The following is a 15,965-nucleotide window of genomic DNA, read 5'->3' as shown; positions in this document are numbered from 1 at the left end:
GTTGTACTGCTTCCAGTTAGTTGTTTTGTAACGAGGTTTAGACATGAGACTACGACGATTGATGGGTGTAGCCGATCAGATCGTAGCTTCTAGATTTAGTTCCATCGATTTAAGCAACAAAGCCTTATCGATGCGGTATCTTGGCGAATCCTTGCGGAAGATCTATCTCATTTACTGAGCGGTTCTGCATTGCTGTCGAAAACGAGCAGTTATCGTCAGTGGTCTGAAAAAGTTGCAGACTATTCGCAATTAGTCGGCAACGAAAGCAAATACTGGCAAGCATCAATAGGCAACAACGCAAACTGGCCTGAGCCAAGTAAACAGCACTACCACACAGTATCATTGGCTGAGGGAGAGACTGATTTACTGCTACACGAAGCTAATCTGGGTTATGGAACAGAAATCAACGATCTATTGGTTAGCGCATTGAGTGTGGCCTTGTGTGAAGTGTTCGACCAGAGTGAAATTGGCATCACGATGGAAGGGCACGGGCGAGAGCTGTGTTTTGAAGGAATTGACGTTTCCCGCACTGTTGGCTGGTTTACGGTTCAATATCCGCTATTACTCTCAACGGGCGACACGCTCGGGGAAACGATCGTTAAAACAAGAGAAACGCTAAACCAGGTGCCAAACAAAGGAGTAGGGTTTGGTACTTTTGCTGCCCAAAATGGGCAGAAGATTAAAGACCTGCTCCCGCCAGTTGTCTTTAACTATTTCGGCCAGTTCGACAATGCAAAAGATCATGATAGCGGGCTGTGGGAAATTACGGGGGAGCCTTGCGGTGAAACCGTAGCCAAAGATAATCAGAGTCATTTGATTCTGGATATTAATGGTGCAGTGCTAGACGGGAAGCTGAGTTTTACGGTTGGCTCTCGCTTGTCAGAACCAAAGAGCGAAGCGTTCGTTAATGCATTCCAAGATGCACTATGCAGCGTAGTCAAACATTGCTGCGAAGTTGAACACAAAGCCGGTTTTATGTCAGCGAATGCATCAATTGATATTGTCACGGGCGATGTTCCTGTTGTACCCGTAATGCATTGGCTATTCCGCCGTGGGGAAGAATTTAGTCATCACAACGGGTATCACTGGCTTCGCGTTAATAGTGGAGATATCCCATTTTCCGCCGTGGAAAAGGCATATACAGCACTGGTAACACAGCATGATATTGCCCGTTCTCGCGTCCACAACGCTAGCGGAGAATGGCGTCATCAATTGGTAGGCGTGAGTGAGTTTTTGTCACTCAGCCCTGCGGAATATGTTGATTTCAGAGGCGGAGTCAATGAAGGCGAACTCGTTAAGTATGTACAAGATAAGTTAGCGAGTATCGATTTATCGATAGCGCCAATGAAGCTTTGCTACATCGAACTTCCTAACCATGAAGCAAGAGTGCTCTTCTTTTATCATCACATGATATTTGACGGTTATTCACGTTCAATTTTGCAAAATGATTTTATCTACTTCCTTAACGAAGCGGTTTTAGGAAGAAAAATTGTAGGCATTCCGAAAACAGACTCTGTGAAGATGTTCTCTGAACAACTGAAAAAATTCGCGAATACTGAAGCTGCTGAATCTTCAGACTATTGGCTAAATCTGCCTTGGAATAAGTATGCTCCAATGCCGAAGGACAACCCTCAAGGCGATAACACAATAGTAAGTGCCAGAATGGTTGAAACCACCTTGTCTGAGGAATGTAGTGAAATATTGCTCGGCAAACTGGCGTTCAAGCTCGGTGTACCAGAAAACATTATCCATCTTGCGTGTTTTGCTAAAGCATATGGAGAGTGGACTGGAAACAAAGCCGTCGTTATTGATATCGCGAAAACGACAAGGACGTTGCCGTATTTAAATGTAGATTTGTCTCGAACAGTGGGTTGGATGATAGACCCTGTGCCTATTATTCTCGATTTGGAGAACCTTTCCGGCAATATCATTGATGCGATACACGAGGTAGATGCCCACATTAATGGAATGCCGCATCAAGGCGTTTCCTACGGCTGTCTGAGATATCTATCTTCGGATGAAGAGCTTAGGGAGAAAATGAGTCATTTCCCACACGCTGAAATATTGTTTAATTATCAGGCATCTTTAACCAAGCAGGTTACGGAAGATGTTCAACTTCCTGAGGTTGCGGCATTGATAGAAGAAGCACCTGAAAATATTCGTCCGGAGGAGGGCGGAAGTTCAGGCGCAAATATCTATGAATCTCCAACGCTACAACGTGGTGTTTGCTTATATATTGAGGGTGTTACAACCGAGGATGGTTGTTTTAAATCACGTTTTCAGTACAGCCAAAACATACATAATGAAGAAGCTATTCAGACTTTTTCAGATTTATATGTAAATAACTTAATTGTATTAACCAGCCAAATTGCATTCAAAGGCTGATAATGGTTTGAGAGTTGCAAGTTATTTTTGCAACTCTCTTACTTTGCTCATTACGGAGTTAAAATAATGAAGATAGTAATCGTTACAGGTGATAGGCCACACTGTGTCTACCTTTGTAAAGAGTTAAGCAAGAAATATGATGTTGCAGCCGTTTTCCACTATAAAGGTGATCATCAATTTGCGTTGTCAGCAGAACAGGAAAAAGCAAAGAAAGATAAACTCAGTGAGCGATACAGCGAGGATTTCGTAAACTCACATTATGACGCGTTTTTATCCGATAAAAAATTGCCGCTTGAGCTACAACATGGCTATGAAGAAGCTGATGAATATTTTAAAGATGCTATGGATTATGGGGATCTAAGCAAAGATCGTATTTTTTATGAAGACGACATTAATAGCATTGAATCAATTGAAAAAATCGCGGCTTATAACCCTGATGTCGTTGTATGTCATGGTGGCCCACTGTATACAAAAGAGTTTATAGACGCATTTAAATTGGTGCTTAACTATCATAGTGGCATATCACCTGTTTACAATGGTTCCGATTCACATATGTTTGCCTTCGCAAATGGTCACCCTCATTTATCCGGCGGAACGCTTATGGTGATGAACCCTAAAATTGATGGTGGTGACATCTTGGCGCACTATTTACCAGAGATTGAAGATGGCGACTGGCCTGGGAGGTTGTTCACAAAGGGCTTATTCGGAACAGTAAAGTTATATGACGAATTTCTGGATAATTTGCGTAACGGGGGCCAGTTTAGCAAAGCTAGTCAGCCAGTGAATCCTCTTTTTTACTATAAAAGAATTCAATGGGGTGAGGGGCATTTGATGCAACTGCAATATCATCTCAAAGAAAACGTATCGTCAAAGCATGCACGAGCCGAGTCAATCGTGAACTATTGGAAAAGTACGAGTGATGAAGAGGCGAAAGCCATGCTTGATAATCAACTGTTAAGCATGCTTTTTCATGGTGAGAAATCTACCTCAAGCAATGTATATTTTTTGAAAGTGAGTGATATGTAGAATACATTGAGGTCTGGCGAAACGTATTCGTCTAAGTGTTGGCCTCGAACATTGTTTATGACTGCGTAATCCACTTGTGATCGCTGGGAAGGATTCTCTTCCCAGCGATTCGCAATAGAATCAAGAATCGAGAGCTTGGAAAGAGTTTCATCACACAGGATGATGAATGTTTCGCCAATTGCTTCAAATTTGGTCTTGTGATCAGTACTAACTAACAAAGCACTGACAATTGGGTTGTTTTTGATGGTAATCTCTCGGCATGCGAAAGTTAATAGCCGCCTTATTCCTTATCGTCCACATGCCTGCGTGGGCAAACGCTTCTTTTCCTGAACAGCTCAACAAGTTCAGGTCTTCGCTATTGCATGAAAAGCCCATCGCTGAATATTCACTCAATGCTATTCATAGTGAATACCCTAAAGCACTGTTGATCTCTGATAGCTTGTTGCCTCAGTCAACGAAATATCCTCTGAAAGATCTTAAACGTTTATATCAAGCGGCTCAAAAGTGCGCCGGGCCTTGGCCTGTTAGCCCGCTGGTGACCGATCCTTTGGTATTTACGAGAGCAATGTGTTTTAACACGCGACTACCATCTGTTTGGTTTTCTCGCTCAAACTTGATTCATCCAGGTGGCGGAAGTTATGCGGCAAAGTACGTTGAAAAGTTTCCAGAGCGGAGTGATGAACTGCTCCGTTTCTTTCACATAAAAGAAAGGCTTTTGGCCCCGCCGGAAACGTTATTGGGACAGCTTCAGCGTATGCCGGAAAATGGCATCAATGCATTGAACGGTGGGGCAGAGACGCTGCTTTCAAATGATGAACTGTGGCTAAGAAAGGGCAGCGAATACCGTGTTTATTCACCGGATATTTGGATGCCGCTGTTGGAGCGATTAGATCTCCTTGCCTCACCAACGGATAATAAAGGCTACTGCCTTTCAAGGATCGGTAACGTTTGTTGGAATCAGCAACAAGCGCCATCATATTGGTCTCATTTAGTGATTGGTTTGGCGATTGTTAACCTGCTATGGATTGCTGGCTGGGTATTCAATCGCTGGACAGTTAAACGTCGTCTCATTCAAGAACGTATGTTGGTATTACAGATCCTGACACATGAACTTAGGACGCCGATAGCAAGTTTATCGATGACTGTTGAAGGGTTTCGACGAAAGTTTGATAGCCTGCCTGAACCACTGTATGACGAGTTCAGAAGGTTGTGCGAAGACTCGATGCGATTGAAACAGCTGGCTGAGGCAAGTAAAGATTACCTTCAATCGAATCAACAACAGCTGGTGCGGGAGACGATACCGTCTCTCGAAGAATGGTTGGGTTATCTGTGTGAGGAACGAGGGGTCGGTCTCGATGTCAAAGAAGATGGCCCTGTTGCAGTTAATATATATTGGCTGACAACATCTCTCGACAATTTAATCAGCAACGCGAAGAAGTATGGTAAGGCGCCAGTACACGTCATCGCGCAAATTCAAAACGGTTACCTGACGATTAAAGTACAGGATCAGGGACAGTTAACCGCGAAGGATTGGAAGACAATTCGTAAGCCATTTGTCAGTGAAAAAGGCCTTGGGCTCGGACTGACAATTGTAGAATCAATGATCGAAAGGATGGGGGGTAAATTGACACTTATTGGCCCTCCAACCACCTTTATTCTGGAGATACCTTGTGACCCAAACAACGCTGTTACTCATTGAAGATGATGCTAACCTCGCTGATGGTCTATTAGCTAGCCTTGAGCAAAACGGCTACAACGTGCTGTACGCCGAAAACGCAACCAACGTTGAGCCGCTGTGGCAAAAAGCGGACTTGGTGGTATTAGACCGTCAACTACCTGAAGGTGATTCTTTAGAATGGCTGGAAGGTTGGAAAAAACTCAAAAATGTTCCTGTCATCATGCTGACAGCAATGGTGTCTGTGCGTGACCGTGTTGGCGGATTGGATTCTGGTGCAACAGACTACATGACAAAACCTTTTGCAGAAGCCGAATTGCTTGCACGTATTCGTGTACACCTAAGAAGTAACGTCACCGAAGAAGACACAACTCAAGACGATATTGTTGTTGGGACTCTACGAATTAACTCTGCGACGCGTTGTGTTATTTGTTCAGAAAGCGAAGTGATTCTGACGCGTACAGAGTTCGACTTGTTGGCGTTTCTCGCAAAAAATGCGGGGCGCGTGTTCACTCGTGATGAGTTGCTCGACCAAGTGTGGGGTTATAACCATTATCCAACCACGCGAACTGTCGATACGCATGTTTTACAGCTTCGACAAAAGCTGCCTGAGATTGAAATCGAGACGCTTCGTGGTGTGGGCTATAGAATGAAGATGCAATAATGAATCGGTGGGTATTTCTAACGCTTTGGCTTTTCTGGCCAGGATCCGTGTTTGCTGCTTGGTTTAGTGGTTCAGACGCGTTGACCTCTGCTCATCAAAAGCTATTAGAAGGAAATACCGCCGAAAGTTTCGATGCAATGGTAGAAGCGTGGCAGCAGGAGAATGGACCGGCAGAAAAACGGCATATGGCGGATCTTCTTTCTCTTGCTATCACTGAAGATTGCGGTAGAAGTTTAAGCACGCTGTCTTTACCTAGTTGGCTACAAAACATCGTTATACGTCGAGAGACGGTGCAAACACCAAACCGTGTGTTCTACCACTTTTCTATCTATGGAAGTTCATCGGCGGGTGTTTCATCTGTATCTTTTAGTGCTTGGCCGGATCGAACTGTCCTTCATAGTAACTTTGTGGATGATGAATCACGGGACTTTAAGCTTGACTACGATGGACTTTCCCGCGCAATCAAAGCCGGGTTATATAAACTGGATGTTACGTCAAACAATGGCGAACGTTGGTCTTCAAACGTTTTGATTACTCAGCCGGAAGCGATTCAGGCGATTAGTTGGAAAGACAGTCGGAGCTGGCGTATAGCACCACCTACTGATCTGAAAGGTTCTTGCCCAAGGCCTTTTCTATCCATGAACTTATACAGTCAAAACGATGGCGAATCGGCACCTATTTGGTCTGAAGAAAAAGACAAGAATTTGCCGACAGCATTACCCGTCATTGATGTGCCCAACGGTCAATATTGGTTTTCCGTGGCGCTAATCGAAAGACGTTGGCAAGGCGCGATTTTACTGGAGGAAGTTCAACGCATCGGACGCTCGGTGGATTTACCTGATGTTGATCTCCAGCAATTGACACCAAAACGCCAATAGAGAACAAAATATACGCTGGTGGTATTTGTCCTCTATGTCAGATAGAGCATTCCTGTAACGATATAGTTTGAAAAATATCACAATATAGTCACACACCTCCTTTTTGATACTAACCCTTGACTAACATGATAAGAATTGGTTGGATTTTCCCACTAACTTTGGGCGCAAATCCAACGTACTAAATCCAAAAAGTTGGAATGGAATTCTTATTATGAATAAAAAATTAGTGGCACTGGCAATATCTCTCGCTCCAATGACTGCGTTTTCAGCAAATTACAGCGTAGATGCTCGAATTGACGCGATGGCCGGCGCGGGTACGGTTGCGTCAGACTATCTGGCAGCCGGCTTTCACAACCCTGCACTCGTTGCTCTTGAACCTACCTCTAGCTTTGGTGTGTTATTTCCAACGCTTGGCGTTCAGTATCGTGACCCTGATAATTTTGTAGACGCGCTGGAAGATTTCGGTGATGTCTATGACAGATTTCAGTCCGATGCGACCAGTGAAACAAATCGAGCTGATGCTGCTAATGCATTGTCAAACCTGCAAAATAAAGTGGCCTATTTAGGTGGAGGGATTGGGGGCGCAATTGCTATACCGACCAATTCAATCTCTGGTAACTTTTTTGTCAAAGCTTATACCGAAGCGGTTGTGCTTCCTGAAGTGGCGGATTCAGACATAACGGCAATTGAAACCTCCACAACTACTGCGCCCACCTTGGTGTCAGAAGCCCGTGTGCTTGCGTTTGGTTTGGTCGATGTTGGTTTAGCACTGGCAGGCAATATCGAGTTTATGGGACAGCGCATTGCGTTAGGGGTCACGCCTAAAACACAAAAACTGTATACCTATCACTATCAGGTGTCTGTTGATGATTTCAACGCTGATGATTGGGACGCAGACAATAATAGGACAGAAGACAGCGGATTTAACATGGACATTGGTGCAGCGTGGCAAAATGGTCCAATGCGACTCGGGTTCGCGGCTAAGAACCTCATTGCGAATGATATAACCACTACCACCCGCTGGGCCCGTCAATATACCTACGAATTAAAACCATTGGTGACCATAGGCGGGGGGTATGTAACCGAGTTGTTCACGATGGCATTGGACATTGACTTGAACGACCAAACGCGTTTCGTTCAAGCCGTTGGTCCTGAAATTAAAGACAACACACAAATGATTCGATTTGGAACAGAATTTAATGCATGGGGCTGGGCGCAAGCACGAGCAGGCTACATGAAAGATCTTGAAGATACACTCGATGGAACGTTAACACTGGGTCTTGGTTTGTCACCGTTTAGTGCAGCTCACTTAGATCTCGCGGCGCAGTTGATCGACAGCAATAGCTATGGTGGTTCACTGCAACTATCGGTGACATTCTAAGATGACATTGCTTTGACAGATAAGTAGAATACGCGCCTTACATCTATTTTGTCAGAGGTGCATATGCACAATATGCCGTCACTAAGCCATGCTGAACAGCAAGAGGCTGCAGAAAAAATTCACGCGCTAATGGCTCAAGGCATGAGCAGCGGAGAGGCCATTATGTTAGTGGCTAACGAGATTCGTGAGCGTCAAGCGTCACAAAAAAACGATTAATATAGAAGCGGCCATTATTTGGCCGTTTTCTTTTATTTTCCTAACGTTAAGCTATAGCAAAATTAAAAGCCTATTTAGGGTAGGGCTTTTTTTGGAACGACAGTGGAATTAGGGGAATGTTGTGAACGATCGCTTATTGCTTGCAAGGACGATAGCAAGAACCCGCCATGAGGGACAGAGATACGGAAAGTTTCCTTATCATGTCCATCTTGATGATGTAGAGCGTCTTTCTCAGCCTTATGGCTTAAATGCCATGGTTGTCGCTCAACTGCATGATATCTTAGAAGATACCACGACAAGTGTGGATGAGTTGCGTCTTGATTTTGGTAACGTCATTGCGTTGTCTGTCAGTTACTTAACGGATCCGCTTGGGGTCGACCGTACTACCCGAAAAAAACAGCTTTACGAACGGTTCAGGCAACTCGATGAGCATGATGAGGCTTCTAGGCTAGCGTTGATCGTTAAAGCATGCGACCGATTGGCAAACGTAAAAGCCAGTCGCTTATTCTACCCTGAAAAATTTGTCCTTTATCAATCTGAGCACGCTGATTTTAGAAGTTCGGCTTACCGAAGAGGTTTGTGCGAAATGATCTGGTGGGAGCTAGATATGATGATCGAAGTTGGCGACAAGCTCGGACGTAAATAGATAAGGAAAAAGCACCTTTCGGTGCTTTTTCTCATTCTAAGCGATAAATTTATTCGTTATCGTAAATCGTAGGAATGGGCTGACGTTTATGCTGTGTCGCCGAATAAATGCCAACAAGCCTCTCCGTGACGTACTCAGGCACATCTTTCCCTTCGAGAAAATCATCAATTTCGTCGTAGGTCAATTGAAGTGCATCTTCATCTGCTTTTTGCGGAGCAAGTTCTTCCAAGTCAGCAGTTGGCGTTTTTACGACGAGCGTCTCTGGTGCACCGAGGTAGGCGGCAATTTGGCGAACTTGTCGTTTGTTCAAGCCGAACAGTGGTGCTAAATCACATGCACCGTCACCAAATTTCGTGTAGAAACCCGTAATGTTTTCTGCCGAGTGGTCGGTACCTAGAACCAAACCGCCAACCAGGCCTGCAACTTCGTATTGAGCGATCATTCTCGCACGTGCTTTAACGTTGCCTTTTACAAAGTCTACCTTCGCTTCATCGTGTGGGATAAGGCCTGTGCCTTTCAACGAAGAAAGGGTAGATGCGTGAAGGCCATCAACACCCTCTTTGATATTAACGCTGATAGAATGTGTAGGTTGAATGAAATCTAACGCAAGTTGCGCTTCATCTTCGTCTTGTTGGATCCCGTATGGAAGGCGAACAGCGATAAATTGGTACTTATTGCCCGCATTGTCTTCGTTGAGTTGATCAACGGCCAATTGCGCCAGTCGGCCACATGTTGAAGAATCAACACCGCCACTGATACCCAGAACGAGCGATGTAGTGTGAGAGTCACTTAAACGCTGTTTGATAAAATCGATGCGACGTTGCGCTTCAAATGCAGGGTCGATTTTTGGTAGGACGCGCATTTCTTTGCGGATAACGTGTTCCATTTCGCAAGATTCCTCAGTTTCTTTTCTATTTCGTCTCTGTATTTTGCATTAACTGGGAGTCAAAAGGTAGTGCTTAGAGGGATGGAGTGGTACGTTTGCTATATTAAGAAAGATCATTTATTTGCGGTAACCGTAAAACGGCATATTTCTTCATCATTCAGACTGATTTTTTACTAAATACGTTGAACGAAAACGGCATCCTGTATCAATATACGCAACAAGCTGAGCGTTGAATGACGTCGCAGTCATCGACATGTCTAAGTACTATGAATAGAGCACCATGAGTAAACAGGATTTACCGCAAAAAATTGCCATTTTTGGCAGTGCTTTTAACCCGCCGACGTTAGGCCATCTCAGTGTTATTGAGAGACTGTCTCATTTTGATAGAGTGCTTCTGGTGCCGAGTTTTGCCCATGCATGGGGTAAAAAAATGGCAGACTTTAACAAGCGCTGTGATTGGGTTAGTGCGTTTATTCAAGATATCGATTGCAACAATGCAGAATTATGCATTGATGAACAGGACGTTTATTCGGGGCAGTCAGTAACCACATGGGCATTGTTGAACCACCTCCAACAAAAATACCCTAATGCAGAGTTAACGTTTGTAATGGGTCCTGACAACTTCCTTAACTTTTCGAAGTTCTATAAAGCAGACAGCATATTGGGCCGTTGGATTATCCTTGCATGCCCGGAAACTGTACCCGTACGAAGTACACTAATCAGAGAACAGCTTGAGCAGGGTAAGTCAATTGACACACTGACTACCGTTTCACTCATAAGCATGTTGAATGAAAGTGATTTTCGCACCTAAATTTGCCTCGGTCACTATATCAACGGCAAACAGACAAATAGCTTCATAACAAGAAAAATAATCTCAGAGTAACGCTGTACTGTGATGAAGAAAATGCTACGAGCAGGGTATGTTACCTGCTTTTTTGTGACGCTGTCACACGCCAATGCTGCCTATGTCGATGGCCACAACTCGACAAATATTAGTAATACGGATGTTCAGGAAAAAAGTACGTCAGATGTTATTGCTGTTATCACACCCCAAGATATTTCGGTTATCGACTGGAACTTCAATGACAAAAACGAGTTGTCTATTTGGGACGGATGGAAGTATGGGTTTGATATACCGCAGATCTTGACGGCGTCTGCGGGTAACACATTTTATGGGTTTGGCGTTTGGCAACCCGATGAATATAAAAACCTCTCTTTTGGAGAGGTATCTACATCGGATTGGATAAAAAGCCACGGATTGAACGTCAGTTTTGGCACGAGGTCTTCAGACAGTGAAACGCGCTATCGTTTTGACGTAAGATGGCACGAAGACACGGATGCTGAGTTGATGCTACAGATGCAAATCCCTTTTAAATAAAACCTGCATACTCTTCCAACAGCGCAGCAATATCTTTTTCGTTTAACGATGTTGCTGCTGCGATCTTCGCATTGCTTTGACCTGATTTTCTTTGACGGACCCATTCTCGTATAACAAGTTGGGTTTGAACTTGTTTCTTTTCAAAACCAAGGGCGATTTCTACAGACTTGCTTTCTTCTGCCGACAATTCCTGTCTCGCCGCGAGTCGATCAATTGTCTTAATGAGAACTTTGATGTCGGCGCTATACTTGTCATTCGGCTGAACTGTCGACAGGTAATCGCGTACACATCTCAATAGACGGCCATAAGGACCCGACCAATCATTACTACCTAAAGACTGTCTTTTGGTGAGTTGAGTAATGATTTCTTCGACAAACCGGATATCGCTAACAAAACCTGCAGATAGAGGGAGAGAAACTGTTGAACGAACGGAAAAATCCAGCGTCGAAACTAGTGAGCCTTTAAGGATTGTCAGCGCATTTAAACAATTTACAGGTAGCCAGAATCCCTGTCCAACAGACACAGGAATTTCCTGTTTGCCTAAACGGATCAAAGCCGCGCCTTGATGGACGAAAACAAACGTTGAGTGGCTCTGTTTTTTACGCGCTCCGATGACCATGGTGTCCGCGGAAATAGTTTTATATTCGATAGCTTGTAGCATTTTGACTTTCTCATGTTGCGAGACGCACATACTCGGCTGTTTTGATGCCTAGATCAAGCATTCACGAGAAGGATATGGGAGAATATGTTCTATTGTTAAGGTGACGTTGCGAGATAGAGAGGTTAGACCTCCAACCTCTGTCATATCTTGCCAAAAACAATGTTCGAAATCTTATATCTGCGTAAAATGGCGCAGTTTTTTATCGGAGCAAGTAGAATCTCGTGCCACACACCAATGATCCTTTCCTAGATATTCGCCCATACAATGATGATGAAGTGCCAGGAGCACTTACTCGTTTGGTCAATGATGAAGAGTTTATTTCCGCAATCCTGAAGTACCGCTTTCCGGCATTGTCCAACTATGCGGGCTGGCTAGTGAAGCCGGTATTAAAACAGTATCTTCGTCATAAGTGGGGGAAGGTCAAAACGGTTCGTGATGTGCAACATAACGTTGCGAGTTACATGCAATCGATGATCAAAAATACCTCAGAAGGTTTATCCACCAGTGGTTTGGATAAACTGGATCCTAAAGTGGGTTATCTGTTCGTATCCAATCACCGTGATATTGCAATGGATCCTGCCATGGTGAATTGGTGCCTTCACCAAAACGGATTTGATACTGTACGTATTGCCATTGGAGACAATCTCCTAAAAAAACCGTGTGCCACCGAACTGATGAAGTTGAACAAAAGTTTTATCGTAAAACGTTCAGCAAAAGGCCCTCGTGAAATGATGAAAGCATTGGGACAATTGTCGGCTTACATCAAAACATCTCTAGATGACAACCATTCAATTTGGATTGCGCAAAAGGAAGGCCGAGCAAAAGACGGGCATGACAAAACAGATCCGGCAATTTTGAAAATGCTCTTCATGGAAGGACGTAAGCAGAAAGTTGAATTTGCCGATTATGCTGCGTCTTTAAAAATTGTGCCTGTTTCTATTTCCTACGAAAATGACCCATGTGATGCTGCAAAAGCGAATGAGTTGTACAGAAAAGAGAAAGAGGGTGCGTACGAGAAAGGTGAGTTCGAAGATATCGAAAGCATAGTTCAAGGTATTGTTGGTCAGAAACGCAGAATTCACGTTTCCTTTGGCGATGTTATAGGGGGCGGGTTCGATTCACCAGATGTGTTGGCTGCTGAAATAGATCGCCAGATTTATAAAAACTACTGTCTGTTCCCTTCGAACTACATTGCTGCTGGTAAAGAGCACGAATCCATTACAGATGCAGATCGCGCAGACTTCGATAGCAAATTGTCTTCTCTGCCTAGTGATGTGGCGAACATCGTAAGAACGATGTATGCCATGCCGATTGATAAAAAAATCGATATCTAATAGTGGATTAGTTGTTTTTATTAAAGCGTGACAGTGTCACGCTTTTTTTTGTTACGATGCATCAAACGCGTGAGTGGCATTGATGTGTTCAGCGAGAAAATCTACAAAGTGGCGAACTTTCGGTGCGAGAAATTCGCGACGAGGATATACCGCATACACGGGTAATTCCATTGTCGGCTTCCAATCTTTCATAACCACGTTTAATTTACCTTCATCAATTTCATGATCGAGAAGATAGGTTGCAATATACGCAATCCCCAATCCTGATTTTGCTGCTTCCAAAACTGCAGGCGCATTGTTGATACGATAAGTCCCCCGAACTGTAACGGATTGCTCGCTACCATCTCGCTGGAATGGCCATTGATCGTATGTTCGTTGAAGACTTTGATAAGTAATACAGTTATGTTCACGAAGTTCGGAAGGATGGGAGGGCATGCCATGAGTATCAAGGTACGCTTTTGAGGCGACCAACTTAAATCGACAATCTGCCAGCTTCTTAGCTACCATGCCTTCTGGTGGGTGCTCATGTATTGCGAGCCAGCAATCATAGCCATCTTCGACAAGGTTAGGACGGTGATCGAACAGATGGACTTCTAAATCAATATGGGGATATTTCGTCTGAAAGGAAGATAGAAGGCGAGTGATTTGCGCGTTCCCAAATGACTGAGCCACACCTACTTTTAATCTGCCTGAAACTTCATTTCTAAAACCTGCCACCATAGCTTCGGCATCTTGCATTGTTTCAACAATTTGGCGTCCGAACGCCGCATATTGTTTTCCTGCATCGGTAAGTGCAACGGAACGGGTGTTGCGTTGCACCAACTGAACACCTAAGCGTTCTTCCAAATAGCGGATTTGTTTACTGACTTGGGACTTTGAAATACCCAAGTACTCCGCGGCACGCGTGAAGTGTTGCTCATGAGCGACGGTAGCCAGCACCACCATTTGCTGCAGGTTATCTAACATTGCGGATTTTCCGTTAATCAAGAAGCAGATAGGTTACCACAACTTTATCTCATTCATTAAGTGACGGTGTCACATAAGAAGCAATCTGGCCTAATGAAAGTGTCGGCGGTGAAATGCTGACAAAACGTCTTTTCGCGGGAAACCAAATTGCTTTCTTTACCAGAACGAAGAGGGCATTAAGAGTTAAATGAGCGTTATTTACATACTACCAGTGTGAATGGATAGAGAGATTAACGAGCAGACCGTCCCAACCAATGTGAAGAGTGTTGTCAGGTGAAATTCTTTGGAAAGATCGCTGTTTGTAATTGTATTACGACCAATGGTGAATGAATGACAGGGTAAGAGGGGTGAGTATAAATTATTGTTATATAAGGGTATGTATTGGATTGTGTATTTATGGAAACAATCAAGCGCTAGGTTAGTGTGCGCTTACATACAAATGTAGTAAACCTACAGATCTACAAGATCCTCTTACGGGATCGGTAACGAATTGGTGTGTCTATCAAGGAATTGGTGTAGGGGAATTGATTTGATTAATAGTGATGATTAATACGAATTGTTTCTATTGATGCTGTGGCTTGGATAAAATTGACGTCATTAATGGAGGTTCAATTCGAATGTTAGACGTATTTTTTCGATTTCTTGTTTTAGGCTGCATGAGTTTTGGGGGACCCGTTGCTCATATTGGCTATTTTCAGCGTGAGTTTGTAGATAGACGCAAGTGGATAGAAGAGGATAAATTCACTTCAGCGTTGAGCTTATGCCAGTTTCTGCCTGGGCCAGCGAGTAGCCAGCTGGGTATGTTTATTGGCTATCACCGTGCGGGATACTTGGGGGCAATAGCAGCATTTGTCGGTTTTACATTTCCGTCGTTTGCACTATTAACGGCTGCGGCTGTTTATGCGACGCAATTAGGTGACTCAACCTGGTTTGGTTTATTGATTTCTGCAGCGAAGCTATTGGCCGTGGTCGTAGTGGCGGATGCTATATGGACTATGGGTAGAAAGTTCATTAGTGACGGCGTCACATTTGTCGTGTGTATTGGATCTGCTGCGTGGATATTGTGGCAAACAGGTCTGGTCGCGCAACTAATGCCTATAGTGCTAGCCGGTGTATTAGGTTGGCTGTTCATTCGTAAACCTCAGCCAGAGACAGAGACACCAAAACCCACGGGTTTACGACAAACGCTTGTGCTTTTTAGTTTGTTTGGGGCGTTACTGGTGCTTCCTGCTCTAAGTAATACACCGTTGATCAGTATGTTTAATCACTTTTACCAGGCGGGTAGCTTTGTATTTGGTGGTGGTCACGTTGTTTTACCTCTACTGCAACCATTGATTGGCGACGCAGTATCTGGCGATGCGTTGGTTGAGGGCTATGCGGCAGCTCAACTTGTTCCTGGTCCTATGTTCACCATTGCTAGCTATGTGGGTGCGTCAATGGATGGCATTCACCCAGTTATTGGTAGCATCATTGCAACGATCGCTATTTTCTTGCCTGGTGCCTTGCTGTTGTTCGCCGCTTTGCCCGTATGGCAAACAGTGATGGGGCACCCTAAGTTTGCAGGCTCTGTTGTATTAATAAATGCTGCAGTTGTTGGTTTGCTTGTTGCGGCATTCTATCAACCTGTATGGGTATCTGCTGTTTACGGTATCGGTGACATTGTTGCGGTGATTGTGGGCTTCATTGTACTTCGTAAGTTTAACTTATCGGTATTTTGGTTATTAAGTGGCATGTTGGCATACGTCGTTATAAAGAGCATGCTGTAGGCATTGCTACGAAGTGACTCTGTTCGTGATACTAAGCCTGCCGTGTGCAGGCTTTTGTTTATTTAAAATCAGTCACTAATATGACAAGTAACGTATATAGCGC

Annotated in this window: 16 protein-coding genes; 13 read left to right on the top strand and 3 right to left on the bottom strand. The window is 44.1% G+C overall.

Features of this window, described 5'->3' with window-relative positions:
- Positions 1-43 precede the first annotated feature (43 nt).
- The 9 genes from B5D35_RS25240 to B5D35_RS15635 all read left to right on the top strand — a co-directional run bounded on the left by B5D35_RS25240 (position 44) and on the right by B5D35_RS15635 (position 8,871).
- On the top strand, positions 44-178 hold the full coding sequence (locus B5D35_RS25240) for a hypothetical protein (protein ID WP_280174684.1): 135 nt from the start codon (positions 44-46) through the stop codon (positions 176-178).
- Positions 127-2,385, top strand: coding sequence for a condensation domain-containing protein (locus B5D35_RS15670; protein ID WP_342068298.1), 2,259 nt, complete (start codon positions 127-129; stop codon positions 2,383-2,385). Before B5D35_RS25240 ends, B5D35_RS15670 begins: the two co-directional genes overlap by 52 nt.
- A 66-nt stretch (positions 2,386-2,451) precedes the next feature.
- Positions 2,452-3,411, top strand: a complete 960-nt coding sequence (locus B5D35_RS15665; protein WP_078753480.1) for a formyltransferase family protein — start codon at positions 2,452-2,454, stop codon at positions 3,409-3,411.
- 259 nt (positions 3,412-3,670) lie between these two features.
- On the top strand, positions 3,671-5,110 hold the full coding sequence (locus B5D35_RS15660) for an ATP-binding protein (protein ID WP_170915199.1): 1,440 nt from the start codon (positions 3,671-3,673) through the stop codon (positions 5,108-5,110).
- Positions 5,082-5,750, top strand: coding sequence for a response regulator transcription factor (locus B5D35_RS15655; protein ID WP_078753479.1), 669 nt, complete (start codon positions 5,082-5,084; stop codon positions 5,748-5,750). The genes B5D35_RS15660 and B5D35_RS15655 overlap by 29 nt, the downstream gene beginning before the upstream one ends.
- Positions 5,750-6,628 carry a DUF2861 family protein gene (locus B5D35_RS15650; protein WP_078753478.1) on the top strand — a complete coding sequence of 293 codons (879 nt, stop codon included), beginning with the start codon at positions 5,750-5,752 and terminating at the stop codon, positions 6,626-6,628. Before B5D35_RS15655 ends, B5D35_RS15650 begins: the two co-directional genes overlap by 1 nt.
- Positions 6,629-6,839: 211 nt before the next feature.
- Positions 6,840-8,009 (top strand): conjugal transfer protein TraF, encoded by a 1,170-nt coding sequence (locus B5D35_RS15645; protein WP_078753477.1) that lies wholly within the window; start codon positions 6,840-6,842, stop codon positions 8,007-8,009.
- Between the two features lie 63 nt (positions 8,010-8,072).
- Positions 8,073-8,225 (top strand): YoaH family protein, encoded by a 153-nt coding sequence (locus B5D35_RS15640; protein ID WP_170915198.1) that lies wholly within the window; start codon positions 8,073-8,075, stop codon positions 8,223-8,225.
- A gap of 121 nt (positions 8,226-8,346) precedes the next feature.
- A complete protein-coding gene (locus B5D35_RS15635) occupies positions 8,347-8,871 on the top strand; it encodes an HD domain-containing protein (RefSeq protein ID WP_078753476.1) in 525 nt (174 codons plus the stop codon).
- A 49-nt stretch (positions 8,872-8,920) separates the two neighbouring features.
- On the opposite strand, the gene nadE is transcribed toward B5D35_RS15635, so the two are convergent.
- The gene (nadE, locus tag B5D35_RS15630; RefSeq protein ID WP_078753475.1) at positions 8,921-9,757 is read right to left on the bottom strand and encodes an ammonia-dependent NAD(+) synthetase; all 837 of its coding nucleotides are present in this window, start codon (positions 9,755-9,757) and stop codon (positions 8,921-8,923) included.
- A 280-nt stretch (positions 9,758-10,037) separates the two neighbouring features.
- Between nadE and B5D35_RS15625 the strand changes: the two genes are divergently transcribed.
- Both B5D35_RS15625 and B5D35_RS15620 read left to right on the top strand, forming a co-directional pair.
- Entirely contained in the window at positions 10,038-10,568 is a 531-nt protein-coding gene (locus tag B5D35_RS15625) for a nicotinate-nicotinamide nucleotide adenylyltransferase (protein WP_078753474.1), read from the top strand.
- Positions 10,569-10,652: 84 nt separating this feature from the next.
- Positions 10,653-11,135 (top strand): hypothetical protein, encoded by a 483-nt coding sequence (locus B5D35_RS15620; protein WP_078753473.1) that lies wholly within the window; start codon positions 10,653-10,655, stop codon positions 11,133-11,135.
- On the opposite strand, the gene B5D35_RS15615 is transcribed toward B5D35_RS15620, so the two are convergent.
- Positions 11,128-11,826 (bottom strand): hypothetical protein, encoded by a 699-nt coding sequence (locus tag B5D35_RS15615; RefSeq protein WP_244556628.1) that lies wholly within the window; start codon positions 11,824-11,826, stop codon positions 11,128-11,130. The two genes, B5D35_RS15620 and B5D35_RS15615, sit on opposite strands and share 8 nt — an antisense overlap.
- A 191-nt stretch (positions 11,827-12,017) precedes the next feature.
- Here B5D35_RS15615 and B5D35_RS15610 point away from each other — a divergent pair, with 191 nt between their 5' ends.
- Positions 12,018-13,130: a 1-acyl-sn-glycerol-3-phosphate acyltransferase gene (locus tag B5D35_RS15610; RefSeq protein WP_078753471.1), complete on the top strand. Its 1,113-nt coding sequence runs from the start codon at positions 12,018-12,020 to the stop codon at positions 13,128-13,130.
- 51 nt (positions 13,131-13,181) lie between these two features.
- On the opposite strand, the gene B5D35_RS15605 is transcribed toward B5D35_RS15610, so the two are convergent.
- Positions 13,182-14,096, bottom strand: a complete 915-nt coding sequence (locus B5D35_RS15605) for a LysR family transcriptional regulator (RefSeq protein ID WP_078753470.1) — start codon at positions 14,094-14,096, stop codon at positions 13,182-13,184.
- Between the two features lie 617 nt (positions 14,097-14,713).
- Here B5D35_RS15605 and chrA point away from each other — a divergent pair.
- On the top strand, positions 14,714-15,862 hold the full coding sequence (gene chrA / locus B5D35_RS15600) for a chromate efflux transporter (RefSeq protein WP_078753469.1): 1,149 nt from the start codon (positions 14,714-14,716) through the stop codon (positions 15,860-15,862).
- Positions 15,863-15,965 lie beyond the last annotated feature (103 nt).

It is taken from the genome of Enterovibrio nigricans DSM 22720 (genome assembly GCF_900167155.1).
Lineage (GTDB): Bacteria > Pseudomonadota > Gammaproteobacteria > Enterobacterales > Vibrionaceae > Enterovibrio > Enterovibrio nigricans.
Note: the sequence above shows the minus strand (reverse complement) of the source record. Positions and strands in the feature narration are given on the sequence as shown.